The sequence below is a fragment of the Sorangiineae bacterium MSr11954 genome, assembly GCA_037157815.1.
GTDB classification, from domain to species: Bacteria; Myxococcota_A; Polyangia; order Polyangiales; family Polyangiaceae; genus Pendulispora; species Pendulispora albinea.
The window spans coordinates 10,475,810-10,501,214 of the sequence record CP089984.1 but is presented as its reverse complement, the minus strand read 5'-3'; the positions used below and the strand labels follow the sequence as shown (position 1 = coordinate 10,501,214).

Annotated in this window: 22 protein-coding genes; 14 read left to right on the top strand and 8 right to left on the bottom strand. The window is 66.6% G+C overall.

Features of this window, described 5'->3' with window-relative positions; translation table 11 throughout:
• Window positions 1–11: 11 nt before the first annotated feature.
• Together LZC94_41055 and LZC94_41050 are read right to left on the bottom strand one after the other, a co-directional pair.
• Window positions 12–335: a hypothetical protein gene (locus tag LZC94_41055; protein WXB14206.1), complete on the bottom strand. Its 324-nt coding sequence runs from the start codon at window positions 333–335 to the stop codon at window positions 12–14.
• Between the two features lie 47 nt (window positions 336–382).
• Window positions 383–4,462 carry a hypothetical protein gene (locus LZC94_41050; protein ID WXB14205.1) on the bottom strand — a complete coding sequence of 1,360 codons (4,080 nt, stop codon included), beginning with the start codon at window positions 4,460–4,462 and terminating at the stop codon, window positions 383–385.
• 470 nt (window positions 4,463–4,932) lie between these two features.
• Here LZC94_41050 and LZC94_41045 point away from each other — a divergent pair, with 470 nt between their 5' ends.
• The 3 genes from LZC94_41045 to sppA all read left to right on the top strand — a co-directional run bounded on the left by LZC94_41045 (window position 4,933) and on the right by sppA (window position 9,159).
• A complete protein-coding gene (locus LZC94_41045) occupies window positions 4,933–6,006 on the top strand; it encodes a hypothetical protein (protein WXB14204.1) in 1,074 nt (357 codons plus the stop codon).
• A 61-nt stretch (window positions 6,007–6,067) separates the two neighbouring features.
• A complete protein-coding gene (locus LZC94_41040; protein WXB14203.1) occupies window positions 6,068–6,577 on the top strand; it encodes a DUF2505 family protein in 510 nt (169 codons plus the stop codon).
• 8 nt (window positions 6,578–6,585) lie between these two features.
• The gene (gene sppA, locus LZC94_41035; protein WXB14202.1) at window positions 6,586–9,159 is read left to right on the top strand and encodes a signal peptide peptidase SppA; all 2,574 of its coding nucleotides are present in this window, start codon (window positions 6,586–6,588) and stop codon (window positions 9,157–9,159) included.
• 32 nt (window positions 9,160–9,191) lie between these two features.
• Here sppA and LZC94_41030 read toward each other — a convergent pair whose 3' ends face one another.
• On the bottom strand, window positions 9,192–10,097 hold the full coding sequence (locus tag LZC94_41030) for a LysR family transcriptional regulator (GenBank protein ID WXB14201.1): 906 nt from the start codon (window positions 10,095–10,097) through the stop codon (window positions 9,192–9,194).
• 84 nt (window positions 10,098–10,181) lie between these two features.
• Between LZC94_41030 and LZC94_41025 the strand changes: the two genes are divergently transcribed.
• Entirely contained in the window at window positions 10,182–11,111 is a 930-nt protein-coding gene (locus LZC94_41025) for an EamA family transporter (protein ID WXB14200.1), read from the top strand.
• Here LZC94_41025 and LZC94_41020 read toward each other — a convergent pair.
• From LZC94_41020 to LZC94_41010, 3 genes are all read right to left on the bottom strand, one after another.
• The gene (locus LZC94_41020; GenBank protein ID WXB14199.1) at window positions 11,090–12,205 is read right to left on the bottom strand and encodes a metallophosphoesterase; all 1,116 of its coding nucleotides are present in this window, start codon (window positions 12,203–12,205) and stop codon (window positions 11,090–11,092) included. The genes LZC94_41025 and LZC94_41020 overlap by 22 nt on opposite strands.
• 158 nt (window positions 12,206–12,363) lie before the next feature.
• Entirely contained in the window at window positions 12,364–12,687 is a 324-nt protein-coding gene (locus tag LZC94_41015) for a thioredoxin family protein (GenBank protein ID WXB14198.1), read from the bottom strand.
• A 12-nt stretch (window positions 12,688–12,699) separates the two neighbouring features.
• On the bottom strand, window positions 12,700–13,932 hold the full coding sequence (locus tag LZC94_41010) for a hypothetical protein (protein ID WXB14197.1): 1,233 nt from the start codon (window positions 13,930–13,932) through the stop codon (window positions 12,700–12,702).
• A 46-nt stretch (window positions 13,933–13,978) separates the two neighbouring features.
• On the opposite strand from LZC94_41010, the gene LZC94_41005 reads away from it, so the two are divergent.
• From LZC94_41005 to LZC94_40970, 8 genes are all read left to right on the top strand, one after another.
• Complete coding sequence (locus tag LZC94_41005) at window positions 13,979–14,230, top strand: hypothetical protein (GenBank protein ID WXB14196.1); 252 nt, start codon at window positions 13,979–13,981, stop codon at window positions 14,228–14,230.
• Between the two features lie 264 nt (window positions 14,231–14,494).
• The gene (locus LZC94_41000; protein ID WXB14195.1) at window positions 14,495–15,082 is read left to right on the top strand and encodes a Uma2 family endonuclease; all 588 of its coding nucleotides are present in this window, start codon (window positions 14,495–14,497) and stop codon (window positions 15,080–15,082) included.
• 245 nt (window positions 15,083–15,327) lie between these two features.
• Complete coding sequence (locus LZC94_40995) at window positions 15,328–17,883, top strand: TonB-dependent receptor (GenBank protein WXB14194.1); 2,556 nt, start codon at window positions 15,328–15,330, stop codon at window positions 17,881–17,883.
• 55 nt (window positions 17,884–17,938) lie between these two features.
• Window positions 17,939–18,790 carry a hypothetical protein gene (locus LZC94_40990; protein ID WXB14193.1) on the top strand — a complete coding sequence of 284 codons (852 nt, stop codon included), beginning with the start codon at window positions 17,939–17,941 and terminating at the stop codon, window positions 18,788–18,790.
• A gap of 25 nt (window positions 18,791–18,815) precedes the next feature.
• Window positions 18,816–19,703, top strand: a complete 888-nt coding sequence (locus LZC94_40985) for a hypothetical protein (GenBank protein ID WXB14192.1) — start codon at window positions 18,816–18,818, stop codon at window positions 19,701–19,703.
• A 306-nt stretch (window positions 19,704–20,009) separates the two neighbouring features.
• The gene (locus LZC94_40980) at window positions 20,010–20,225 is read left to right on the top strand and encodes a DUF2892 domain-containing protein (protein WXB14191.1); all 216 of its coding nucleotides are present in this window, start codon (window positions 20,010–20,012) and stop codon (window positions 20,223–20,225) included.
• Window positions 20,222–20,803, top strand: coding sequence for a sigma-70 family RNA polymerase sigma factor (locus LZC94_40975; protein ID WXB14190.1), 582 nt, complete (start codon window positions 20,222–20,224; stop codon window positions 20,801–20,803). The genes LZC94_40980 and LZC94_40975 overlap by 4 nt, the downstream gene beginning before the upstream one ends.
• 50 nt (window positions 20,804–20,853) lie before the next feature.
• Window positions 20,854–21,207: a carboxymuconolactone decarboxylase family protein gene (locus LZC94_40970; GenBank protein WXB14189.1), complete on the top strand. Its 354-nt coding sequence runs from the start codon at window positions 20,854–20,856 to the stop codon at window positions 21,205–21,207.
• 62 nt (window positions 21,208–21,269) lie between these two features.
• Here the strand turns inward: LZC94_40970 and LZC94_40965 are convergent, their stop codons facing one another.
• Both LZC94_40965 and dnaJ read right to left on the bottom strand, forming a co-directional pair.
• Window positions 21,270–21,941, bottom strand: a complete 672-nt coding sequence (locus tag LZC94_40965) for a hypothetical protein (GenBank protein ID WXB14188.1) — start codon at window positions 21,939–21,941, stop codon at window positions 21,270–21,272.
• A 6-nt stretch (window positions 21,942–21,947) separates the two neighbouring features.
• Complete coding sequence (gene dnaJ / locus LZC94_40960; GenBank protein WXB14187.1) at window positions 21,948–23,072, bottom strand: molecular chaperone DnaJ; 1,125 nt, start codon at window positions 23,070–23,072, stop codon at window positions 21,948–21,950.
• A 106-nt stretch (window positions 23,073–23,178) separates the two neighbouring features.
• Between dnaJ and LZC94_40955 the strand changes: the two genes are divergently transcribed.
• Window positions 23,179–23,955, top strand: coding sequence for an HAD family hydrolase (locus LZC94_40955; protein WXB14186.1), 777 nt, complete (start codon window positions 23,179–23,181; stop codon window positions 23,953–23,955).
• Window positions 23,952–25,193, top strand: a complete 1,242-nt coding sequence (locus LZC94_40950) for a hypothetical protein (protein ID WXB14185.1) — start codon at window positions 23,952–23,954, stop codon at window positions 25,191–25,193. The genes LZC94_40955 and LZC94_40950 overlap by 4 nt, the downstream gene beginning before the upstream one ends.
• Window positions 25,194–25,405 lie beyond the last annotated feature (212 nt).

The window sequence follows — 25,405 nt, the reverse complement described above, 5'->3', positions numbered from 1 at the left end:
TCCGCCGCGGATTAGCGCATCCCGCCAGGCTCCATGGAGCGCTCTTGTGGCGGCGGCGCCGGGCCCAGGGGGGCGCCCGGATTTCCCGTCCCGGTCGATGTGTAACACTGGGTCCCGTACTTCGGACCCGACTGGCAGTACGTGCCCGGCCCCGGGGCGCTGCTGCACCCGGCGAGCACGAGAGCCCCAGCGAGCGGCCAGGCCAGCTTGGCAAAAGCCATGGCCGCGCGCGTCACGGGCACATTGTCGAACATCTCCATCTCCGTGGAACAAGCGTGCAATTTTTCACACGCTTGTCCACGGAGATCGCACACGGTTTGCGATTTCGCCGTCACTCCGGCCTTTGGCCTTCATCGACCTTCGTGGACTCGTCCACCAAGGCTCAATCCGCGCGGCGGTTGTGGAACGAGAAGCTACGGATGGTGGCGAAATCGTTGCAACTCGAGAAGGCGCACTGGCCGCTGTTGTTGAGCGTCTCGGTAGGCGGGTACATGGTTTGGTCGGGCGGCGCGTCGTACTCGCGGTGCCGCTCGTCCTCCAAGTCGTTGCCGCCGCACGTGGGGCTCGTGCTCTCGTAGAACCAGTAGTCGAGCCAGACGTGGACGGTGCGGTTGTCCGGCTTGAGCTGGCAGTGCGCGTGGAAGCGCAGACCCACCTCGTCGGAGCAAAGCTCGCCGGGATCCATCCACACGTCGTCGTCGCGGTGGAGCGGGTTCACCACGCAGACCCGGTGGAGCACGGGGTGCGACCACTCGTCCTCGCTCAGGCAGTCGCAGTCCTTGAGATCCACCTGCGCGTCGAAGACGACATTTCGGAACTCGGCGCGCGGCGGCTTGAGGGTGACCAGCGCCTCGGTGCGGACCACGTTGTCGAGGTACCGCCCGAAGTCGCTGCAGTCCACCAGCCGCAAGGTCTGCGAGCTCGGGTTGCCAGGATCGGCGGGCACATAGCACGCGTCGCCCTCGCGAAGCTCGTCGCCGATGTATTTCTGCGCGTGCAGCATGATGTTGCCGCGCGGAACGCCTTCGATGAGCACCCGCCCGAAGAAGTTCGTGCTGAGCGGGTTGAGCGTAAAGCCGCGCACCTCGACCTGCGCGAACGCCGTGGCCGCGCCCTCGGGCGTGGCCACCATCACATTGAGCGGCAGCGAACCCAGATTGGGCCGCCACTCGAAGATGGGACGGTAATCCTTACCGCGGTAAATCATCCGCTCGCTGTAGCCATAAGGACCCCCGGTGGCCGGCGAGTCCAAATGATCGAGCAGGTTGTCCGGGCTCACGGCGAAGCCGTTGCCGGGCTCCTTCCAGGCATCGCTGTCCTTCGCCTCCTCCGAGCAATAGTCGAAGGCGAAGCAGTTGGTGATTTGATTGCCGATGTCGTCCGGCGCGTCGGTTGCCCAGCCCGCGACGGGGCCGAGCAGCGCAAACGCACCCGAGACGAAGGCCGCCCCATTGCCCCAGAGGCCGCCCTCGTAGGGGCGCGTGCCCAGCCACCATGCCTCGTCCACGAGGCCCGATGCCGCCTGCGACAATTGGTATTGCACCGTGTTGTAGAGGCCCGTGTAGAGCACGTTGCCCGCGTGCTTCCGCTCGTCCACGTCGTAAAAGAAAATGCCGTCGGGCGGGTTGTTTCGCACGTCGCTGGGCTTGGGGAACGACTTGTCGTGATCCAGCTCGAACCCCGCCTTCTTCAGCGCCAGCCGCACGAACGACGAGCACACGGTGGGGGTCTGCCCATACAAGGGCTCGCGGCCCGATGCGTCGGGGATGGGCTGCGGACCGTTGGGATCGGGCGCGTCCGTGTCGTGCGCGCTCGAATAGGCATGAAACCGGTAATGCCCGTGGAGGGTCTTCGCCGCGTCGGCCGCGGCCATCAGCTTCGGACGCGTAGCCGCCTCGAACTCGGGCGGCGGCTTGAGCACGCGCGGATAGACGATTTGCGCATCGCCCGGACATCGCACTTGCAACCGCTCGAAGCCGCGGATCTTCCACGGCTTGCCCTCGGGCGTCTGCACCGGCCTCCCGTCGCCCGCGAACGCCTCGCGCACCGACGCCGTGACGGTTCCAGGCCACAGATACCGAAGCGCTTGCTCCTGAAAGCCGTCGGTCGGCTGGCCGAAGACCCCGCTCGGGTGCTCCTTGACCAGGTAATCGTCTTCACCGGTCGAGTGCGTGATCTCGAACCGATGCTTGGTCATGATCCCGCTATGCGTGAACTTCTGCGGCGGATCCACGGCGCCGAGCAGCGGTGACACCATGCCCGTGCAGCTTCGCACCAGAATGGTGTCGCCCTTGAGCGCATTTTGAATGTGCTCTTCGAGCGGCTGATCGCCCGGTCCCGTGCCCTCCCAGCGCCCGGTGGGCTGGCAGCTGAACCCGGGTTGCGGCGGCGCGCCCGGGTTGTCGGGATCGCACGGCACGCGCTCCACGAGCGACGTGAGCGGCGTATTGGGCGGCACGTAATCGACGGCGGACGAGGGGAGCTTTCGCTCGCGGTACACCTTGGCGATCTCCTCCTCGCTGATGCGGTGCGGATTGGTGGCCAGCCCCTTGTCCGCCACGTAATTGAGCAAATGTGCCATTTGATCCGGCACCGGCAGGCCTTGCCCCACGGCGCTGGGTCGCTCGAAGTGCACGCTGGTTCGAGCCTTCAGCCCTTTGCTCGTCGCGCCCCAGTAGTGCACGGTGACGCCGCAGCTCGATCCACTCAGGCTCGCCTGCGCCACCCGCAAGGTGTCCGTCACCTTCGCCTTGGGCGGGACGGAGACGGAGACGGGCTCGTTCGCGCCGTAGACGATGGCGTCGTCCGGCTTGCACGGCACTTGATCCACGCGCCGTTGGGTGTACGTGAGCGCCTCGCTCTCACGATTTTCGAACTGCACCTCGCCCATGGCCTCGGAGCCGGCCGCCCCGCTCACGATCCGGAACTGCGGATCGATGGGCATGGCGGGCGGCTCGATGGTCCCGCGCGCGCGTGCGATGCCGTACGTGCTCCAGACCACGAATGTGCGCTTGGCCGTCACGGGGGAAGCGCCCGAGCGGCGAACCGTGACGGAGACGTCGAACGCCTTGTGCTCGAGGTCGACGGGGACCGCGTTCGCGTAGTCGTGGGACACGGAGGCCAGGGACGTGGAGAGCGACGCGCCGTCGCCGAAGCTCCAGTCGTACACGGTGTCCGCGCCCGGGAAGGCGGCGGCGTTGACCACCGCCAGATCGACGGTGTCCGGGTGGTACATGTTCTCTTGCGCGAACAGCTTCGGAAGCACCGGCGTGGTGGTCGGGCAGCCCGAGACGTCGACCTCCGTCACGTGCGACTCTTTGGTGCCATCGGCCGCCACCGCGGTGACCGAGTACATATGCTTTCCAGGCGCGCTCTGGACCTGATCGTAGAGCTCACCCAGCGGCATCCCGTCGATGCTCACCTTGGCCGGCTGCTCCGGGGCCGCCGGCTCCGGGGCGTCGACCTTCACATGAACGCTATCGCCGCTGCACACCAGCGGCTTGTCCACCTGGACCCCGCGAATGATCCACGGAAAATCGTGGAGCCGGATCTCCGCATCGGGCCCCACGTGCACCGCGCGCCCGAAGAACGCGCCCTCGTGCCGCCCGCTCGGTGCGCCGTGCCCATCGAGCTGAATGGTGCCATTGGGCGCGATCACGCTCCCCGCAAAGGGCGAACGCAAAAACACCGTGCCGCTGCCGACATACGAGACGAGCCAGCGCGGATAGCCGCCCTTGGCCTCCACGATGGTCCCCGCGTGATCGAGCTCGCGCTCGACGTACAGGTAAACGGCCCCTTGCGTATTGTCGATGCGGAGCGTGGATCCCGATTCGAGCACCACGCTCCGAAACGCGTAGTTGCCCCCGAGCAATGTCGCCTGCGCCCCTTTGCCGAGCCGCAAGGTATCGTAGGAGCCCGGGCTCACGGGTGCTTCGCGCTTCTGGCCCGCGGCCACCACCACCGAGCCGCCCATGGCCCCGAAGGTCGCGCGCCGGATCAAATGGCGCGTGGGCACGGGACGCAGCTCTTCGACCCCCGAGTCGACCGTAAATCGCCCGGCGCCCTGCACCCGCCCGGCCGTGCGCAACCGACCGTGCACGAACGCGCCATCTCGCAACGACACGTTGCCCACGCTGTAGAGCGATCCCGTTTCGGCGCTCGCCCCGATCAGGGTCGTCGCCGACCCCACCATGCCCACGTTCGCCACGGTCGCGTAACGCGCGTGCGGTGTGAGAATGCGCGCGCGCTCCCCCACGTCCACCTCGGCGCCCACCAGCGCGAGCTCCGAGATGGATACGTCGGATGGAACGAGCATATCGACGGTGATGTCCTTCTTGCCCGCGGCCGCAGCTACGGGCGGCGCTCGGTCCGACTTCGAGGCGCTGGTGTTTTCGGGGGCCGGCTCTTCGTTCGATGTCCCTCCAGGACCCGAGCCCCCGCTACAGCCAATAAACAGCGCCATGGTGATGACAACCAGGACGATCGGAACAGCAGCCCACGATGTTCGAGCGCCTCGAGGGATCCAACGAGGCCAATGAGCCCAGCGTGGCCAATGAGCCCAACGAATCCAATGAGCCCAACGAGGCGAACGCGAGCAACGAGACGGTGGTCGCATGACGAGCCCTCCTTCAGCGGATGGAGGACTCATCGGACTCGGCAACTCGCCGATGGTCAGATTCGTCCGCCCCCCCTATCGAGCGGCGTATCTCATGGATGGGCCCGTTGTCTATACGCGGCGCGACTGCGTAAATTCATTCGCATTTCATACTTGAGGTGTCATGGATCTGCGGTGAATTGCTGGCTTTTTGGCTCCATCCGTTGACCTTGACGCGAAGCGCGTGGTATCGGCATTTCAAAGTTGAAACGCTCTCTTGGCGTGAAAATGTACACGTGTAGACCAGAGAGCAGGGCCTGTTCGGGGAAGGGGCGGCTATGGCGGCAAGGGCTTGGGCAACGGCGACCGACAAGACCGAGAACGGCAACGGCAGCAGCACCAGGAAGAGCGCCGGCGGGGATGGCGCCATTTTCTTTCAGAACGACGCGGTGTCGCTCTGCCTCCTGGTGCAACGCCGCTCGAAGACGATGCGGGTCATCGATTTTCGTGCAGGTCCGACCCCGGCCAAGCGCACCTTGGTCCTCGCGCTCGCCCGCCGCGAAGGTGTGGAGAAAATTTACACGGTGGTCGAGCGCGACGAGGTGGCCACCTGGGTCAAGCTCGGGTTCGCGAAGGAGGGGAACATCCCGGCCTTCTACAAGCGGAGCGACGCCTTTCTCCTTGGATGCTCGATCGACGATGCGCCGGAGTCCAAGTCGGGCCCCCCGAGCTCGTCGCAGCGGGTTCCGGTTCAAAGCGAGCGGCGGCTGATCATTCAGGGCGGGCCATCGCTCGCGCGGGCCTCCATCGCCTCGCGGGCCTGGCTCGATCTGGAGCGCGTCCCGCTGGACGATGTCGAGGCGCCCGCCGACACCACGGCGTACGACTTCGCTGAAAAAACGCTCATCCGCGCGAAAAAGCTCGTTAAGGAGGCCGCGGAGCGCGCGCTGCCCGCCGTGAAGCTCTCGGAGATCGCGGAGGCGCAGACGCGAAAGCCGATCGGGTCCGCGCTGCGCTCGGGGCGTGCGCTCACCGCCTTCGAGCCGTTCGGGCGGGGCGCCATCCGCCGCTATTTTGCGCTCACGGCGCGCGGTGGGTTCGAGCTCGTGGCGTCGGCCGAGTCGCAGGCGTGCTTTGGCAACGCCTTCCTCGAGTTGCTCGTATCGCCTCGGAACGACAGCGAACGGGCGGGCACGACCGGTGCGCTCAAGGCTTTGTGCGAGCGGCTCCAGGCCGACGGAACGGTGGGCTGCTTCGCCCTTGCACCAAGCGACGATGCCAGCCTGTCGGCGGCCTTCGTCTACAACGGCTTTCGTCGGACGGGCGTTTTGCAGAACCACCTCGTCGTGGGCCGAGAGCGAAAAGACGCCATCGTTTTTGCTCGAAAGCTGGCCAACCCCGCCGACGAGTAAGTTTTCGCGTCGAAATCGAAACGGAACCCGCGGAGGTTTGGACTATGCTCCGGCTCACCCGATGCGGTTCGAGATCACACACGAGTTCGAGGCCCCGCTCGATGCGCTCGAGCTCGCGATTTTGTCGCCAAATCTGGTCGATAAGATGGCAAAGGGCCTCCCCAACGTGGACCGGGTGGAGCAAACGACGCACAAGCTCCACAACCGCGTGCTGGAGCGCATCTGGAACTACAAGCCAAACGTCAAGGTACCGACCTTCGCGCAGCCCTATGTCACCCTCGACATGCTGGCGTGGGACGAGCGCTCGACGTACTCGATCGACACCCACTCGTCCAAGTGGATCATCACCCCCAGCCTGAAGCCGGAGTGGCAGAAATACTTCCGAGCCTCGGGCACGTACTCGCTCGTCACCGGTGGCAATGGCGTCACCAGCCGAGTGGTCCAAGGGGAGGTCGAGCTCAACGTCACCCGCGTGCTGAAACAGCTCGGTGAGCGGGTGATCGTGTCGGAGGTGAAAAAGACCTTCGATGCGGAGGCACGGATCCTCCGCGATCTGGCCACTCTGGTGTGAGAGATCCCATGACGAAAAAAATGCGGAAGGCGGGGCTAGGCGCATGGCTCACTGCCCTCGTTGCCGCGCTGGTCTGTCCGTCGGTCGGTCAGGAGGCCAAGGCCGGCGAGCCCATGCCCACCCGCGGTGCCCGTCTCTCCTCACCCGGCCGATCCGCCGCCAGCGAGGACACGGCCGAGTCCCTGTCGCTCAACCCCGCCAACCTCGCGAACATGCCCTCGTGGGAGCTGCGATGGACGGGCATCGGTTGCCACGATGCACCCCAGCGCGTCGGATGCGGCCACGCGTTCAGCGCGGCGACGCCGCTCCTTCTCGGCCTGAGCACCGGCCTGCGGGTCGACTATCTCCAGACCCCTTGGACGGTCGGCTTTCCCTACAGCGGTCGCGATATGACATGGGTGACCTGGGGTCTCGGCTACAAGCTGTCCGACGCGCTGTCCCTGGGGTTCAGCGTTCAGCACTCGTACTCGGGCAACCCGTACTTGAACGATCTGACGGGCCTCAGCGCCTCGTTCACCGTTCGGCCCATCGATCGATTGTCGTTCGCGGCCATCGCGCACGACTTCAATGGCCCCAGCACCGCGCCGCTCGGCGATCGCCAACAGCCCGTGCTCGACGCCAATTACGTCTTGGCGGCCGCCTTGCGTCCCACGGGCCGCCGCGAGCTGGAGCTGGGGTTCGAGCTCCGCTATCTCGCCGGAAGCCAATTGGCGGACAGCGATCAATGGATCCCGCGCGCGACCCTCGGCGTCGACGTCCCTTACGTGGGGAGGCTCCGCGGCGACGTGGAGGTCGCGCACCTGCCGTACGACGCGCGGCGCGGGGTGGTGGGCACGGCGGGGCTGGAGATCGCGCTGGGCCCGGCCACCCTCGGCGGCGGTGTTCTCTTCGGCAACGGCTTGGGGAGCACCGATAGCCTCGGCGAGTTTGGCACCGCATCCATCGCCGGTTACCGCACCCCCGGCATTCAAATCGGGCAGCGCGCGGTCTCCATTCGCCTGGAGAGCACCCCCGGCCCGCGGACGCACATCGCGCTCTTGCGCAAGCTCTGGAGGATCGCCGACGATCCGAGCATCTCCGGGGTCGCCTTGATCCTGCGGGCCGAGCCGGCCACCTCGTACGCCCACGCCGAGGAGCTGGCCGACGCGGTGCGCGTCCTGCGCGCGCGGAAGAAGAAGGTCCTTTGCAGCTGGGAGGACAACGGCGCCAAATCGCTCTACGTCTGCGCCAACGCCGATCGCACCGTGGTGAACCCGGCGGGGGGGCTTCGCTACTCCGGATTGAAGACGCAGTATCTCTATATCAAGGGGCTGCTCGACAACCTCGGTATCCGCGCCGACATGCTGCGGGTGAGCGAGCACAAATCGGCCCCCGAGATGTTCACCAACGAGCACTCGAGCGACACGGCAGGCCGAGACCACGCCGACTTGCTGCGCCAATACGAGGCCGTCTTCAACCGCAACGTCGCCCTCGGCCGAAAGATGACCGACGCGCGCGTGCGCGCCGAGACGCTCAAGGGCCCTTACGTGGCCGCCGAAGCGCGCGAGGCGAATTTCGTCGACGGGTACGCCTTCGACGACGAGCTCGATCGGGTGATGAGCGAGATGCTGGGCGGGAGGACCTCGCTCCGCGAATACGAGGAGCCGAAGAAGGTCCCGGAGACCTTCGGCCCGCGCGACAAGGTGGGACTCCTCTTGGTCGACGGCGACATGGTCGACGGCCGCTCCGAGACCATTCCGCTGCTCGACTCGAAGCTGGTCGGCTCGTACACGATCGCGGACAGCATCGCGGCGCTCAAGAACGATCCCACCGTCAAGAGCGTGGTCCTTCGCATCGAGACGGGCGGCGGCTCCTCCATGTCCGCCGACGTGATGTGGCGCGAGCTCGAGCTCCTGGCGAAGAAGAAGCCGCTCATCGTCTCGATGGGCTCCTCCGCCGCCAGCGGCGGCTATTACATCGCCACGCCCGCCCGCACCATCTATGCCCTGCCGCTCACGGTGACCGGATCCATCGGCATCTTCTACGGCAAAGCCGATGTGAGCGAGCTTTTGAAGAAGCTGGGCATCAACGTCGAGGTCTACAAAACCACCCCGCGCGCCGACGCCGAGTCGTTCTTCCGCCCGTTCACCGAGGACGAGCGGCGGGTGCTCGCGATCAAGGTCCAACAATTCTACGATAAGTTCCTGGAGCGCGTGGCCGCCGGCCGCCATATGACCAAAGCCGAGGTCGACCTCGTCGGCCAGGGCCGCGTCTGGACCGGGCAGCAAGCGCTCGGCCACAAGCTGGTCGACAAGATGGGCGGCCTGCGCGAAGCCCTGGCCGAGGCCCGCGCCCTGGGCAACCTCCCCTACGACGCGCCCCTGCGCACCTTGCCCGCGCCCGACGCGTCCCTCTTCGAACGCGCCTTGAAGCTCGCCGGCATCGGCCGGAGCCAAATGATGACCCTCGAGGGCCTGCCCGTACAGGTGCGCGACATCGCCCGCGCCCTCGCGCCCATGGTGGTCTACAAAGGCGATATCCCCATGGCGCGCATGGAGTACGTGCCCGTCGAGGGCGAAGGCAAAGACGAAGAAGGCGATTGATCGCGCTCGGGCGCCCGCGCGCGCCCGGGGGCTTAGCCGCTGGCCGTCACCCGTTTCTCCCAAGCTTGGCGGAGCGCGGTGGCGGTGACCTCGAGGGCGGGCCGCCTCCCGGAGGCCTCGCGCCAGACCACGCTGATGCGGCGTGAGGGCATCGGATCGAGCGGAAGGATCGTGACCCCCGAGGGCACGGAGATGCGCGCGAGCCTGGGCACCATGGCGACGGCCAAGCCGGTGGCGACCAGATTCAGCTGCGTTTCGAACTCGTCGACCAAGAACGCCGGCCGCACCCCGGGCAGCGCGCGGGTGACCCAGTCGTAGCAGATGGTGCCGGGGGTGGACGCGATCCAGCGCTCGTCCGTGAGCTCGCTCCAGCGGACGGGCCGCTTTCGAGCGCTGAGCGGGTGCTTCGACGGCACCACCAGATCGGCGTAGTCCTCCCCCAGCGCGGTGCGCGTGACGCCGGGCGGAAACTCCAAGCTGATCCCGGGCCACTCATCGACCAGCGCGATGTCGGCCTCGCCGCGGGCGAGCAAGTCGAGCGCCTGGTGCGGGTTGGCCTCGAGCATGGCCATGTCGAGCTGCGGATGCTCCTTGGCGAGGCGCTTCAAGGCCAGCGGGACCAGCGCGCGGCACGCGGTGGGAAACGAGGCGATGGCCACCCGCCCGCACACCGTGCCGTGATGGGCCGCGAGCGCGGCCTCCGCCCGCTCCACCGCGCCGAGCACCAGCAGCGCGTGCTCCGAGAGCAGCCGGCCCGCCTCGGTCAGCCGCAATCGGCGGCCGTCTTTCTCGAACAGGCTCGTGCCCGTCTCTTGTTCGAGCTTGGCGATGTGTTGCGACACCGCCGAGGGCGTGCAGTGCAACACGTCGGCGGCCGCGAAGACCGTTCCATAGGTGGCGACGGCCGAGAGCGCTCGAAGGCGGCCCAGTTCAATCATCTCGATCGTGTAGCACGGCTAAAGATATGCGGTAGAAACATTCGCTGGTCCTTTACGGTTCGAGACACCATCGTTCTGCACACCATGCGTTCTCGAGATATGGCCCTGGCGGTGGCGGTGATGGCGGTGTGGGGCTTCAACTTCATCGCCATCCACGTCGGCCTCGCGCAATTTCCCCCGGTGCTCTTCTGCGCGCTGCGCTTTGGTCTCTCCGCCTTTCCGGCCATCTTCTTCGTAGGCCGCCCCCAGGTGCCCTGGCGCTGGGTCTTCGCCGTGGCCGTGCTCCTGGGCGTGGTGAAGTTCTCGCTTTTGTTCGCCGGCATGGCCTCGGGGATGCCGTCCGGCCTCTCCGCGCTGGTCCTCCAGAGCCAAGCGATCTTCACCACCGCATTTGCCGTGGCGTTCCTTCGCGAGCGCGTGGCCGGTCGCCAGATCCTCGGCATGGTCATCGCGGCCCTCGGCATGGTGCTGGTGGCCTCGCGCCTGGGGCCCGATCGTCCCGCGGGTGCCTTTGCGCTCTGCGTGGCGTCGGCCGCGGCATGGGGCAGCGCGAACATCGCCATGCGCAAGGCCGCCGCGCCGGACATGCTGCGCTTCATGGTGTGGGTGAGCGCGGTGGCCACGCCGATGTTGATCGTCGTGTCGTTGCTCGTCGAGGGGCCCTCGGCCGACTACGCCGCCCTTCGGTCGATGAGCTTCAGCGCCTTTGGCGCGCTCGTGTACATCGCTTTTCTCTCCACCTTGGTCGGGTTCGGCGTGTGGGGATCGATGATTCGCAAATACGGTGCGGCCACCGTGGCGCCGTTCTCGATGCTGGTGCCGTTCTTTGCCATGGCCTCGGGGGCGCTGGTGCTCGGCGAGAAGGTGCACCTCACGGACATCGCGGGCGGGGCCGCCGTCATCGGCGGAGTGCTCATCGGCGCGTTCCGTCGCGCGCAGGCCGCGGCGCCCGCAGCGGCCCCGTCGCCCGCGGCGCAACGACCGGAGACGTCTTACGCCGCGCGCAGCGTGTGAATCACCACCGCGGGGGCCACGCCGATGCGAACGGGCGGACCCGTCGTGCCGAGCCCGGGGTGCACATAGAGCGTGGCCGGTCCTTTGCGGTACACGCCCAGGTGGAAGTGATGCGTGAGGTGCGAGAGCGACAGCACGCGCGCGAGGAAGGGGATGGCGATCTGCCCGCCGTGCGTGTGCCCGCTCAAGGTCAACTCGACCTTCGCCTTCGCGGCGTGCAGAAATCGCTCCGGATCGTGGGCGAGCAAGATCGTCGCGGCCCCTTGCGGGCGCGCTTGGAGCGCCTTTTTGAGATCGTCGCGGCGGGTCCACGTATCGTCGATGGCGGCGAGGTAGAAGCTCGCGCCGTTTCGTTCGAGCACGCGCCCTTCGTTTCGAAGCACCGCGGCGCCGCGCTCTTCCAGGAGGGAAATGAGCGGCTCGCCCTCGCCGAAATAATCGTGGTTGCCCATGGAGACGAAGACGCCGAGCGGGGCGCGAAGGCCGCCGACCACCGCGGCGATGTCCTCGTGGAAGTCCACCCCGCTGGTGACCAAATCGCCGGTGATGACCGCCACATCGGCCCCTTGCTCGTTGGCCGCGCGCACCCAGCGATCGCCCCAGCTCTTGGGGGTGATGGCGCCGATGTGAAGATCCGAGAGGTGCGCGACGCGCAAGCCATCGAGCTTGGGATCGAGCCCGGGGATGGGGAGGGTCACGTTCTTCACCACGAACCATCGCCGGCGGATCAAAATGCCGTAGCCCGCCACCACGAGGCCGGTCAGGTACGCGCCCATGTACACGCTCATGGGCACGCCGAACCATGGGATGGCGATGGTGGCGGCGACGCTGGGGAAGATGGCGAAGATGGCCGCGCACCAGTGGATGAAGAATGGAATGTCGACCAAGCGCAAAAAGAGGGTCGAGCGCCGCCGATCGGTAAGCCCGGCCCCCGAGCGCCCCACGAACAGCGCCACGCCCCCCACCGCGCCGATGGCCCCGATGGCCCAAGGCGCTGGCAAGCCGAGGCGCCGCGCCATCTCGGCGAACGCCGCCGCCACCGGGACGTGGGCGAGCGCCGTGACCAAGATGAGCACACGCAAAAAAGTTCCCATGCGAGGCCGTTTCCCGATCGCGCGTTGGGCACGCTTCTCGGGCGGAAGGGTGGGGGCCGAGGGACGTCCGGTTTCGGCCACGTGTGAGCCCGAGATGGGGGGCTCGAAGTTGGAAGGGGTCGCCTCCGTCGTACGCGTTGGGTGCATGTAGTCCGCGGTCATGCCTCGAGAAGCTTGAGGAGCATCTCCTGATTCGTCACGCCGACATGCTGGCGCTTTTTGGTGCCGCTCTCGAAAACCATCACCGTCGGAACGCCGCGAATTCCATAGCGCTTCGCAATTTCCGGGCAATCGTCGATGTCGACCTTGGCTACTTTGTATTTTCCAACGTTCTCATCCGCGATCTTCGAAACCATGGCCCCAATCGCCACGCACGGCTGGCACCACGTTGCCGTGAAATCGACCAACACTGGAATATCGGCCTCGAGCACTTCGCGATCGAAGGTCGCGTCCGTCAGTTCGATGACGTTGCGGTCGGCCATGGGGAGGCCAATCTATCGCGAGCCGGCGTCCTTGTCAGGGGGCACGGGCCGCTGGGGTGGGGAGCTCGCCGCGGTGCGCGCGCTGGGTGTGGTGGTTGGCGGGTTGGGTGCGGAGGTGCGTGCGCTGGGCGCCGTGGTCGGCGCGGAAGCGCGTGCGCCGGGCGTCGTGGTGGGCGCGGGGGCGCGTGCGCCGGGCGCGGTGTTTGGCGGTGCGGAGCGAAGCTCAAGGAGTCGATCGATGAGCCTTCGCGCATCGTCCATGGCCACGCGGGTGCGCGCGGAGATGCGCGTGCCCTTGGCCTCGACCGTGAGCCCTTGCGCGACGGCGCCCAATCCAATGAACCGCAATCGCAGATCGGAGGCCCACTCGTCGCGCTTCTTCACGATGAGATCGCGGACCATCGTGCAATCCTGTTCCGTCTCACACCGCAGCTCGGCGGCGAGATCGAGGACATTGCCGGAGCTCATGGTGAGCGAGAGCCCGGCCGCCTCCACCCCGAGGACCCCGAGCATGGTTGCATTGGACGGGTCGGTCGCGTCGCCCGGGTTGGTGGCCATCTCGCGTTTGAGTCGATCGCGCAGCTTGGTGGGGAGCAGCGCGGTCACGAGCACGACGGGGGCTTGCGGCGTGGAGAGCTCTTTTCGCAGCTCCATATGGCGCGTGCTCGCCTCGATGCGCGGCCGCTTCTTGTCCCAGGCCTCGATCATGCTGGTGAGCCAAGGCTCGCGGGAGAGCAGAAAAGGCCCGCCATCGCGGACCGCCAGCTTCCCTTGCGACGCGGCGAACGTCCCTTGATCCTCGACGAGGGTAAAGTCGGAGACGTCGCGCGTGCCGAGCCGTGCGCTGCGCGATTGCATGAGGGTGCGCGCGCATCGCAAGAGCTCATCCTTCGCGATCCGCCCGGCGCTCACGATGCCGAAGTCGCCGACCCCTTCGCCTTCGGGGATCGCCAACGCGAGCGCGTCCAGCCGATCGAAGGGATCGAAGCCGCACTGCGCTTGCAGCTCCTTGCCGTTCATTCCAATCCCCGGCCCGAGCGCCCGAAGCGGATCGGCCAGCGGAGACCCCCGAAGCGGCTCCACGTCCACCGTCGCCAGAAGAAACGTATCCGCTGGGATCGCATCCAAAATCCGGGTCCCACCGCGCTCCGCAGAGCTCCGGCTCTTTTCGAGTAGAAAGAGCGCGCCGAAGGTTCCAAGAACGGCGACAATCAGGATGGCCGCGTTTTTCTGCCGGGTGGTCACAGTACCTCGTCGTACTACGCTCGCGCTCGATTCGGAGGGGTAAAGGATGCTCTTCGTGCTTGGCATCGTGGCGCTCGCCGCCATCGTGGGCGCCGCCATCGCGGTGGTGGTGATGGCCGGGCGTCAAGCCCGCGAGGAGCAAGCCCCCTCGAGCGAGCCCACGGACTTCGTCGTCCCGAGCTCCCGCGGCGGCTACATGTGGCGCGGCGTCGACGAGAGCGCCGACGACTTCAAGGCCCGCGTTGCGCGCGATCGGGCGGCGGGGGGGAATGACGGCAAAGGCGCGGGGCGCGGATGATCAAACGTCTTCGCGATCGCCGGCCCTGCGTCCACCGTTGTGCCTTCGCCCTTCCGGCCGCGGTGGCATCTCGCGGCGATCGGGGGTCGTGCGCCGGTCGCCGAGCGCGCGTCGCTCGGCGGTTGGAGGCGGATTCTTCGGCGCTTTGGACGAGGTAGCGGGGCGGCGCGGCATCGTGGGATCGATCCTCCGGATGGGGGAGGATGGCCAAGTTTTCGGCGAGGGGTATGCTGTCAGCCGATGGTCGCTGCCGCCTCGCTTCCTGTGACGCGACCCAGCGAGTCGCTCGATGAGCAAAGGATGTTGCTCACGGGGATCAGCTGGAAGGAGTACGTCATTCTTCGGGAGCTCCTCGATCGGCGAAACCTGCGGATAACGTACTGCAAGGGGGCGCTCGAGCTCATGACCACCTCGAGAAAACACGAGCTGTGGAAGACGACCGTCGCTCGGCTGGTCGAGCTTTACGCGTTGGAGCGGCATCTTCCGTTGGTCGGTTACGGATCAACGACGTTCCAGAGCGCGGTGGAGGAGCGCGGCACCGAACCCGACGAGTGCTACCGGCTGGGCACCTCGATGCGCGACGGTGAGTACCCCGACATCGTGCTCGAGGTGATTTCCAAGAACCCGCTCGTCGACAAGCTCGAGGTCTACAAGGGGTTCAACGTACCCGAGGTTTGGCTCTTCAAAGACGGTGTGTTCGAGCTCTATCGATTGAACGACGGCGTCTACGCACGGATCGAGCGGAGCCGATTTCTGCCGGAGCTCGACTTCGAGTTGCTCGCGCCCTTCGTGACGCGCGAAGACCAGCACCAAGCGGTGTTCGAACTGCGCGACATCCTTCGCAAGGCTTGAAAATCCAACCGAAGCGCCAACGCGCCCGCCCTCTCCAGCCCGTGAGCCCGTGAGCCCACGAGCCCGACCGAGGCGCCCTCGTGCTCACGCCGTGGTGGATCCGGAGAGCGCGACCGCTCGTACGAGTTTTTGCACGCGAGCTCGGGTGCGCGCCTTTTGCGCTACCATCGTGTCACGATTTGATCTAATCGTGCTACTGCGACCATGACACGTTTGCGCAGCTTCGTGCTACGAGGACACCCGCCGTGTTTTCACGAGATCGCTTTGCGCGCTTGTCTGGCTGCTTCGTTCTCGCCATCGCGCTCCTATCCGCCCGCGCCCGCGCCCATGACGTGGAGCCCCCCAAGCCGCTGGAGCAGCCGATCGCCCGTTGGCCCGGAAGGCCGGAGCTTCACGATGTGGTCGTCCCAGTCGAGCTCGTCGTCGACGTCGAAGGCAAGGTGACCGACGTGCGCGTCGAAGAGCACCTCGGCCCCGCCTTCGACACGGCCGCCATCGAGGCAGCCCGCGCATGGCGCTTCGTTCCCGGCATGCGCGACGGAAAGCCCGTCGCCACCCGCGTGCGCGCCGCCGTCCGATTCCTCGGCGCCCTCCCCGAAGGCGCCACGAGCGCACCCACGGCCCCCGCCGGCGCCGCACCCGCATCGCACGGCGCCACGAGCGCGCCACCCGCGGTCAGCGCCTCACCCGCCGCCGCGTCCCCATCCTCGCCGCAAGCCGCATCTTCATCGTCCCCCGCCGCGGCATCCTCCGCCTCCGCCCCCGCCGCCGCAGACGACCCACGCGGCATCGCCTCGGTCCGTGTTCAAGGACAAGCCCCCGCACGAACGGCATCCGACGTCGTTCGCGGCCGAGACGTCATCGACCTGGCGCCGCACAGAACGGGCAGCGATCTCCTTCAGCTGGTGCCCGGCGTCTTCATCACGCAACACAGCGGCGAGGGCAAAGCCCATCAAATCTTCCTCCGCGGCTACGACGCGGTGCACGGCCAAGACCTCGAGCTCTGGGTCGGCGGTATCCCCATCAACGAAGTTTCGAATATTCACGGCCAGGGATATGCCGATTTGCACTTCGTCATGCCGGAGGTGGTGAAGCAAGTGGAGGCCACCCCCGGCCCCTACGATCCCCGGCAGGGCGATTTTGCAGTGGCCGGAAGCGTCCGCATGCGGCTTGGCTACGACGAGCCCGGGGTGACCGCCAAAGGATCGCTCGGATCGTTCGGCTCCCGCCGCCTCTTTCTCGCGTATCACCCCAAGGGCGCGCCCGACGAGACGTTTGCCGCCTTCGAGGATTATTCGACCGACGGATTTGGTCCGAATCGCGCGGCCCGACGTAGCTCGCTCATGGCCCAAATGGCGCATGATTTCGGCGACGGCGTTGCGCTCCGTCTTTTGGCTACGACGTATACGGGGCGTTTCGATTCGGCGGGCGTGCTCCGGGAGAGCGATATCGATGCCCATCGCATCGATCGCTTCGGCACCTACGATCCCAAGCAAGGCGGATCGTCGGCACGCACCCAGCTCCTGACGGAGCTCCACAAAGATACGGAGGGGGGACGGTGGAGTATCGCCCCCTTCGTTGTTTTTCGTTCGTTGACATTGCGGCAGAATTTCACGGGGTATCTGGCCGACAGCGTACGAGGCGGCAAAAAACAGCTGGATAGCGACAACTCGCAGCAGATCCAGCACGACATCATGATCGGCGCCACCGCCTCGTACCGAAAGCCCCTCAAGCTGTTTTCGTCGCGCGATGCCATCGAGGCGGGCTTCTTCGGCCGCAACGATTGGATCGATCAATCGCAGCGAAGGCTCTCGCAAATCAACGATACACCGACCGAAACGTTGGTCGACGCCACCATCCGCGCGACGGATGTCGCAGGCTATCTCGACGCATCGCTTCACCCCATTTCGCACCTCGCCCTGCGCGGCGGCATTCGCGTCGACAGCCTCTCGTACTCGGCCGAAGACCGCGCCATCCCCGGCGGATCGGGCGGCGGCACCGTGGCGACGGCCTCCCAAAGCCGCACCTCGCAGTCGACCCACGTCGGCAAAAAGATCACCGCCGACTATGCGATTTTTCCGAGCCTGCACGCGCTGGCGAGCTACGGCGAAGGGTTCCGCTCCCCGCAAGCGCGCAGCCTCTCCGACGGTCAGAACGCGCCCTTCACCAAGGTCAAAGGCTACGAAGCGGGGTTGCGCCTCGGAGACGGCAAATACCTCCAGGGCTCGCTCGCCGCGTTCCACACCTCGCTCAACGAAGACCTCGTCTTCGACCCGCTCACCGCGCGCAACGAAATCGTCCCCGGAACGGAGCGCAATGGTGTCACCGCCGAGGTGACCATGCGCCCCAACTCGTGGTTCGTCTACAGCGGCAGCTTCACCTATGCGCGCGCCAGCTTCACCGGCTCGAACACCTCGTACGGCGACGGCGATTTGCTCCCCTATGTGCCCCAAATCGTCGTGCGAAGCGACATCGGCGCAAAGCGAACGATCGCGCATTTTTTCGAACGCGATTTGGTCGCCCGCATCGGCACGGGCATCGACGCGCTGGTGCGCCGTCCGCTTCCCTACGGCGAATTCGGCAAGAACGTCTTCCTCGTCGACGCCACTGCGGCGCTTCGGCTGAAAGAGCTGGAGCTCTCGCTCGATGTCTACAACCTGCTCGACGCATCCTGGTTCGACGGCCAATTCGTCTACGCGTCCAACTTCGATCGCAGCACCACCCCGAGCCTGATCCCGGCTCGTCATGTCACGGTGGGCCCACCGCGCACCTTTTTCGTATCGCTCGGCCTCTATTTGTAATCACGACCTTCGATCCTCGACGGATTCGACTCTGCCCTAGCCGTTAGGTGTCCTCATGCCGCGCACATCCCTTCGTTCCTTTTTCGCCATCGGCCTCTCGGCCGCCCTGGTCATGGGCCTCCCGCTCGCCTGCAGCGATTCGGACAGCGGCACCACCGGTAAGCGCATCGTTCTGCACACGCGCCTCACGGCGGGGGCGGAGGCGACGGCACCGTTCACCAACGCGCAGGGATGGAACGTCCAGCTCTCGAAGCTGGTGATCTCCACGGGCGCGCTCCGCTACTACGAGGGCAGCCCTATTTTCTCGTACGCGCCGCCGCCCGTGCGACGCTCGCCCTTCGAGCCCATTCGTTCGCTATTTGGCATTCGCGAAGCATTTGCACACCCTGGCCACTATGCGGAGGGCACCGCGCGTGGGGAGATGCTCACCAGCGCCTCGTCCGATCTTCGCGCAGGGGTCGTGACATTGCCCGATGGCGCCGGGGTTACCGGTCTGGTTCGCTCGGGCACCTTCTCGTTCAATGCCCCGCCCGTCGGTGCGATGGCGCAGGAGCTCGGCGGCCACGTGGCCGTCGTGGAGGGAACGGCGAGCAAGGCGGGGGCCACGCGGATCTTTCGGGCCGAGATCGACGCCAAAGACTTTCTCGACTCGGAGCATCCGACCCCCGATCTCAAAGGCTGTCCCTTCACCGAGACCGAAATGGGCGCCGACGGGACCGTGACGGTCTCCATCCAGGTGCCGATGTGGTTCTCCGAGGTCGATTTCGAATCGCTCCCCGCGAGCACGGATGGCAAGCCCGTGCGGATGCCATCGGAGGGCTCGGTCGTCGAGCTCCGCCCGCGCAATGCGCTCGTTCGCGGAATGCAAGTTGGGAAAGCGTACGTGTTCTCGTACAGCGCCCCGTAGTGCCTTCTTCTTCCATGAGGATCCCATGATGAATGCGATGACCAACTACGCCCGTGGCTTATGCGCCGCCCTTCTCGTCGCGTCGCTCGCGGCATGCAGCTCCGACGACGACAAAGGCGGAGGCAGCGGCGGCAAAGGAACCGTCACCTTCACCACCTTTGGCGAGGACTACATCGAGGAGCAGATCCCGGCGGAGAAGTTCGCCGACCTCTGGACCATTCGTTACAAGAAGTTCCTGGTCGTGTTCCGCGATATCCGCGTAGCGCGAAAAGGCAGCGCGCCGGTGGCCCAAATGGCGGGCTCCAAGCTCTTCGATATGACCCGTCCCGGTCAAAAGTTTATCGTGCAGTTCCCCAATGTGCCCGCCAATGCTTACGACCACGTCAGCTACGAAATTGGTCCCATCGCCGAGGACACCGTCATCGAGGGACCCGCAACCGACGCCGATCGAGCCATCATGCTCGCCGGCGGCTACTCCGTGTACGTCGACGCCGAGGCCACCAAAGGCTCCGTCACCAAGAAGTACACCTGGGGCTTCAAGACGCGGACCCTCTACGACGAGTGCAAGGGCTCGGTCGCAGGCAAAGAAGTCGAGGGCGTCAACGTGACCAACGGCGGCTCCGACGCGCCGGATCTCACCATCCACGGCGACCACCTCTACTACGACGATCTCCAAGACAAAGAAGCCAAGCTGCGCTTCGACCACATCGCCGGCGCCGACAAGAACAACGACGGCACCGTCACCTTGGAGGAGCTCTCGGCGGTGAAGCTCGTCGACATCCCCAAAACCGAGGGCCCGTACCGCACGGGGAGCGCCGCCGGCATCAACGATCTGGCGGCCTTCGTGACCGCGCTCTCGCGGACGGTGGGGCACTACCGCGGGGAAGGGGAGTGCTTCTCCAAGGAGAGGTAGGCCTCGGTATCGAGCTTCGTGTGTCGGATGGCGATGTCCGACGTGCGGGCTTGCGACGTCGGGAGACCTCCTCCCGCTCGCACGTGGAGCAGCCAACGGCGAGAGCGGTCGATGCACCGTTTTCGCCGTTGCCGTTCTGGTGCACGATTTTTCCTGTGTTCCCAGGCCCGAGGAAGATCCGCGCGGGAGGGCAGGCTGGCAGGCCGTTCACGCCTTGGGCACTGCCGGCACGAACCCGTCGATTTTCGAAGCGGAGGTGAATCCTTTTCGCCCCGGCCGGCCTTCTCCCGGAAAAAGGACGGCACCATGAAGAGCAACGTTGGGCGAAATGACAGGATTTTGCGGGGTTTGGCGGGGTTGGCGATGTTGACGTGCAGCGTCATGGCGCCGATGTCGCTCGCCGTTCGGGTCGCGGCATTTGGGGCCGTGGGGGCGTATCTTCTGGTCACGGCCATCGCGGGCACGTGCCTCGGGTACCGTTTGATGGGGCGATCGACGTGCCCGGCGATGCCAAACCGATGACCGAAGGCGCTCGCTCCGATATCGCCATCGCCGCCGCGTACGGCAATGACGAGGCGCTCGCCGTTCTCGTGCGGACGTACCACGATCGCGTCTACCGCTTTGGGCTTCGCGTGTGTCGCGACGGCTACGATGCCGACGACGCCGTGCAGGAGGCGTTCATCAAGCTCGCGAAGCGGCCCGACGTTGCCCAGGATCCGAGCGCGCTGTCGTGGCTCATGAGCGTCATTCGGAATACGTGCCGGCGCATGTTGCGGCCGTTCGTCCGGCAACGGCGTTCGAGTCGCCTCGAATCGCTCGACGAGACCGGCGCCGCCGTTTCGGAGCACGCCAATCCGCACGAGGCACTCGAGCGCTGGGAGCTCGTACGAACGGTCCACAGCGCGATCGCGAGCCTCGACCGGCCCTACCGCGAAGTCCTGGTGATGCGCGATCTCGAAGGGCTCACGGGCCGCGAGACGTGTCAGGCGCTCGGCCTCGACGTGGCCACGATGAAGACACGCCTGCATCGCGCGCGCACGAGACTGCGCGAGGAGCTCCTCCGCCACCGCGATGGCAGCACGGACCACGAGCCGAGCTGAGAGCGGCGAGCGGGAGCCTCGCCATGTCGGAACTTACCCACGGAGAACCCATGCACGATCCCCGTCATGCGCATCGCGACGATCTTTCCCTTGCACCGGAGCTCATCGAGCTCGCCGAACCCGAGGCGCGCGCATTCCTCGCATTCAAGGCCAGCGCCGAGCGCGCGGGCGGCGCATTGGACGAGAAATCCCGTGAGCTGATCTCCATCGCCGTCGCCCTGACCACGCAATGCGCCTATTGCATCGATGTGCACACCGGAAACGCGCGCCGAGCGGGCGCGACCCGCGAGGAGCTGGCGGAGACCGTCTTCATCGCGGCCGCGCTCCGGGCGGGCGGCGCCGTCGGGCATGGGCTGATGGCCCTTCGAATGTTCGACGAGCACGGCGAGCCGCCGGCTCCATAGCCTGGCGAAGAGTGCGATTGAAATTCGGATAGCCACGCGCGGCGCAGGCCCTACGGCCAAGACTACCGACCCGCCCCGTTCGTCGACAGCGCCAGCTTTTGCCACATGGTGCGATCGAGGCTGTCGATGAGCGCCAGCGCGTCGCGCACGGAGGGGAGGCCCACCACCCGCCGCAGCGGCTCCGGGTAGGGCGCGTACACCTCGGTGCGGAGATCCTGGATCGCCGCGCGTGCGGCCTTGCCGTAGCGGGTGCGGGCTTCGCCTTGCACCCTGGGCTCGAGCCAGCTGGCGAGCGTCCACGCCAGGGCGGCGTGCTCGGATTCGTCGCGGGCGATGGTCTTCATCGCCGCGCGGATGGTGTCGTCTTTTGCGGTCTCGGCTTGGCGGGTGGAGATGAGCGCCAGGAAGGTTTCGCGGATGCAGCCCTCGACGGCGTTGTCGATGGCGACGTCGTCGATGGAGCGCGGGGCGGGGCGCTCGAAGGTGGGGCTCGCGATGTCATGGCCATGGCGGCGGGCGAGCGACGCGGACATCTGGGCGTGACGTTCTTCGTCGCGGCCTGCGCGCTTCACGGCGCGCACCAAGGCGGCGGGCGCGCTGTGTGCTTCGAGATCGCTGGCGAGGATGCGGAAGGCTTGGACCGAAGCTTCTTGCAGCTCCGCACGGAGGGCGAAGTACTCCCCGACTTCGCGCGCTTTGACGAGATTTCCCAAATAGCCGGAGGGACGTCGCATTTAAGATCAGCCGAAAAGGTCCTTGAGCTTCTCCATGAAGGTTTTCCTCTGGGGTTGCACGTCTTCGCCCAGCTCCTTGGCGAGTTGCTCGAGCAGCTCGCGCTGTCGCTCGCTCAAGGAGGTCGGAACTTCGATTGTAACCTCGACCAGCTGATCGCCACGACCGATTCCGCTTCGTCGTGGCATTCCTTTTTGCTTGATGCGGAGCAAGCTCCCAGGTTGTGTGCCCTGCGGCACCCGAAGCTTCCCCTTGCCGTCCAGTGTGGGCACCTCCACCTCGCCGCCGAGCGCGGCTTGGGCGAACGTGATGGGCACCTGACACGATACGTCGTCGCCCGCGCGTCGGAAGAAGGGGTGCGGACGCACCGCGATGGTGATCTCCAGATCGCCCGGCGCGCGATCGGGCCGCGGGCGATTTCCCGCGCCGCTGACGAGCCGCGTCTGGCCGGAGTCGACCCCCGGAGGCACCGTGACCACCAAGGTGTGGCTGTTCGACACGAGGCCGCTGCCCTTGCACGTGCCGCACGGGTGCGTGATCATTTTGCCGCTTCCACGGCAGCGAGAGCAGGTGCGCTCGACCGCGATGGGCAAGATCCCCTGCTGAAAACGTACGCGGCCGCGGCCGTTGCACGCGGGACACGTCTCCGGCACATGGCCCGGGGCCGACGCGGTCCCTCGGCACTCCGTGCAGGTGACGATCCGCTCGTATTGCAGATTCTTCTCGCAGCCGAATGCCGCCTCCTCGAAGGAGATCTCCAGCTCCCGCTTGATGTCCCCTTTGTCCCCGCGCCCTACGCCGAAGACGCCGAGCAAATCGCCCAGAATCCCGTCGACCGCGATGTCGCTGATGTCGACCACACCGCCGGCAAAGGGACCGCTGGCCGAAAATGGCGAGCCGGAGGCCTCCGCCGTGTGCCCGAATCGGTCGTAAAGCTGGCGGCGCTGTGGATCGGACAGCACCTGGTAGCTGGCGGCGATTTCCTTGAAACGGAGCGCGGCTTGCGGATCGTTCGGGTTTTTGTCCGGGTGGTGCAACGATGCCAGCTTGCGAAAGGCCGCCTTGATTTCCTCGGCCGACGAGCTTCGCTCGACGCCCAGCACCTCGTAATGATCCCGCTGAACCTGCGCCATGAGCTCGACTTGAGTAGCATAGACACGTGCGGCACATAAGCGAGCGTGTTCGGTGCGACTCTTGCGAGTTGCATCGGCAAACGCCAAGCTGGTATCCGCAGGTCCAATGGCCACGGCTTCGCCCATTTTTCGCCCACGTCCCGTCTATCCGCGTCTGTCGGCCACTGAGCAGAGCGAGCTTCTCGGCGCGATCCTGGCCCGCTGTGCGCACGAGCCCAGCAGCGGACCGCCGCCCATCGTGGTGTTCGACCTCGACGGCACCTTGATGGACAACCGCCCCCGGACCTCCGCCATTTTGCGGGAGCTCGCCGAGCACTGGACCTCGCGCGAGCCCGAGCTCGCCGCCGGCCTTCGCAACGCCGATCCGCGGTCCCTCGCGTACATGATGACCGACACCTTGGGGCTCCTCGGCGTGACGCGAAGCGATCTGGTGACCGAAGCACAAGAATATTGGCGAGTCCGCTTTTTTCGGGACGAACACTTGGTCCACGACATCCCGCTCGCAGGCTCGGTGTCCTTTGCCAAGGATTGCTACGCCGCAGGAGCGACGCTCGTCTACCTAACCGGCCGCGACCTTCCGCACATGGGCCTTGGCACCTTTCGCAGCCTGCGCGATCTGGGCTTCCCCATTGGCGTGCCGGGCACCGAGCTCGTGCTCAAGCCCGAGTTCTCCATGCCCGACGAAGCCTTCAAGCGCGAGGTGGCCCCCACCCTGGCCCGCGTCGGCCATGTGATCGCGTCGTTCGACAACGAGCCGGGCAACTGCAACGCCTTCAAAGAGGTGTACCCCCACGCGGAGAGTGTGCTCATCGACACGCAGCACACGCCCTGCGCACCGCCGCTGGGCCCCGGGGTGCGCGTGCTCGCCGACTTCGTCCGATGATGCGCATCGCGTCGGTCGCGTTGGTCGTGTCGTGCGCGCTTTGCACGATTTGGAGCTGCCGCGGGGGGAACAACAACCCCACGGGCGAGCTGTCCGATGCGCCCGCGAGCCCGCAGGCGAACGCTGTCCCCGCGCCGCTGGCCAATGTTCCGACGACCACCTCGAGCGCCAACCCCGTGGTGCCGTTCGACGGAGGGGTTCCCCCGCAGCCGCTGCGCCCCGATCAAGCCATGGCGGCCGACGCGCTCTCGGCGAAAGAACTTGCAGGATACACGATTGCCGCGACGCTCCACGCCGTCGACCTTCCTGCCCCTCCGCGGGGCGGCGAGTACGTGGCGGCTGCCGTCGAGGCGGCGCGCAAAAAGACGGAGGCGCGGCTCAACTTGGATCTGGGCGCCTCGCGCATGCGGATGGCCATCGCCAGCTCCGGCTTCGTGCTGCCGCTGGGCACCGAGCTGCGCGCGCGCGCCGATCGCTATGGGCACGTGGTGGTGTTGGCGGATGGCGCGAGCTACCGCATCGCAGGGCAGGGCACCTTGCGCGCGCTGATGGGCGAGCGCCGCTTCGATGTCTCGCCGCTTTCCCCGGCGGATGTCACCGGCGGGGGGGAGGGCGCGCGCCGGCTGGGGTACCGCACCCGCAAAGCGGAGGTCGTGAACCGCGCGGCCCGTGCCACCTTCGAGATCGCGCGGGTCGCGGACGCGGGCGACGCCGGCACGCTCATCTGCCGCGCGCTCCTCGACATGATGAACGCCCCGCCCTCCACGCAGCTTTGCGGGGTCGACGAGGTCCCCATGTTCGCCGAGCTTCGGTGGACCACGCGCGGCGCGGTCGTCTTCACGGCGACGGCCATCGTGCGCCGTCTCGATCTCGCGCCGTCGGCCCTGGCCACACCCCCCGCCACCCCGCGCTTTGCGACGGGCGCGCTGCCGGGGCAAGCGGCGGAGCTCCTGCTGAACCCCGCCGAGCTTCATGCGCTGCGCACCGGCGAGCACCTCCCCGAGGGGCGCCCGGTCCTTACGCTCATCAACCCCACCGACGTTCTGCAGTTTGCGTGGCTCGATGGCATCCCCCTCGCGTGGCTCGCCCCGAACGCGCGGGTCGACGTGCCCGCGCTCTCCCGAGGCCGCGGCGCCGTGGAGTGGCGCACCTTCTTCGGGGACGTGGTCGATCCACCGCGCCCCGTGTCGCTCCCGGGCATCAGCGAGCCGGGGGGAACGGACGCGTCGGTCCCCTGATGCGCCGCGCGCAGACGCCGAAGCGCGGGCACGGCGCGCACGCGGGGCACGACTCGAGGAGGAGTTGCCAAACCGGCGGACGCGATCCATAGTCTCCCCGTCGAAAAACGGCAGACCGGTTCGGTGAGCCCCGGTCAACTCCCAATGGTTGGGAGCTCTTGATCCCCCTCGATTGGGTGAGGTCCCACGGCGCTAGGGACGCGTGTGCGTTC

Bases quoted from the DNA above. Each gene is read 5' to 3' on its own strand.
- LZC94_41050 (WXB14205.1), bottom strand. From the start codon at position 4,462: ATGGCGCTGTTTATTGGCTGTAGCGGGGGCTCGGGTCCTGGAGGGACA.
- LZC94_41045 (WXB14204.1), top strand. From the start codon at position 4,933: ATGGCGGCAAGGGCTTGGGCAACGGCGACCGACAAGACCGAGAACGGC.
- LZC94_41040 (WXB14203.1), top strand. From the start codon at position 6,068: ATGCGGTTCGAGATCACACACGAGTTCGAGGCCCCGCTCGATGCGCTC.
- sppA (WXB14202.1), top strand. From the start codon at position 6,586: ATGACGAAAAAAATGCGGAAGGCGGGGCTAGGCGCATGGCTCACTGCC.
- LZC94_41030 (WXB14201.1), bottom strand. From the start codon at position 10,097: ATGATTGAACTGGGCCGCCTTCGAGCGCTCTCGGCCGTCGCCACCTAT.
- LZC94_41025 (WXB14200.1), top strand. From the start codon at position 10,182: ATGCGTTCTCGAGATATGGCCCTGGCGGTGGCGGTGATGGCGGTGTGG.
- LZC94_41020 (WXB14199.1), bottom strand. From the start codon at position 12,205: ATGGGAACTTTTTTGCGTGTGCTCATCTTGGTCACGGCGCTCGCCCAC.
- LZC94_41015 (WXB14198.1), bottom strand. From the start codon at position 12,687: ATGGCCGACCGCAACGTCATCGAACTGACGGACGCGACCTTCGATCGC.
- LZC94_41005 (WXB14196.1), top strand. From the start codon at position 13,979: ATGCTCTTCGTGCTTGGCATCGTGGCGCTCGCCGCCATCGTGGGCGCC.
- LZC94_40990 (WXB14193.1), top strand. From the start codon at position 17,939: ATGCCGCGCACATCCCTTCGTTCCTTTTTCGCCATCGGCCTCTCGGCC.
- LZC94_40985 (WXB14192.1), top strand. From the start codon at position 18,816: ATGATGAATGCGATGACCAACTACGCCCGTGGCTTATGCGCCGCCCTT.
- LZC94_40980 (WXB14191.1), top strand. From the start codon at position 20,010: ATGAAGAGCAACGTTGGGCGAAATGACAGGATTTTGCGGGGTTTGGCG.
- LZC94_40975 (WXB14190.1), top strand. From the start codon at position 20,222: ATGACCGAAGGCGCTCGCTCCGATATCGCCATCGCCGCCGCGTACGGC.
- LZC94_40970 (WXB14189.1), top strand. From the start codon at position 20,854: ATGCACGATCCCCGTCATGCGCATCGCGACGATCTTTCCCTTGCACCG.
- LZC94_40965 (WXB14188.1), bottom strand. From the start codon at position 21,941: ATGCGACGTCCCTCCGGCTATTTGGGAAATCTCGTCAAAGCGCGCGAA.
- dnaJ (WXB14187.1), bottom strand. From the start codon at position 23,072: ATGGCGCAGGTTCAGCGGGATCATTACGAGGTGCTGGGCGTCGAGCGA.
- LZC94_40955 (WXB14186.1), top strand. From the start codon at position 23,179: ATGGCCACGGCTTCGCCCATTTTTCGCCCACGTCCCGTCTATCCGCGT.
- LZC94_40950 (WXB14185.1), top strand. From the start codon at position 23,952: ATGATGCGCATCGCGTCGGTCGCGTTGGTCGTGTCGTGCGCGCTTTGC.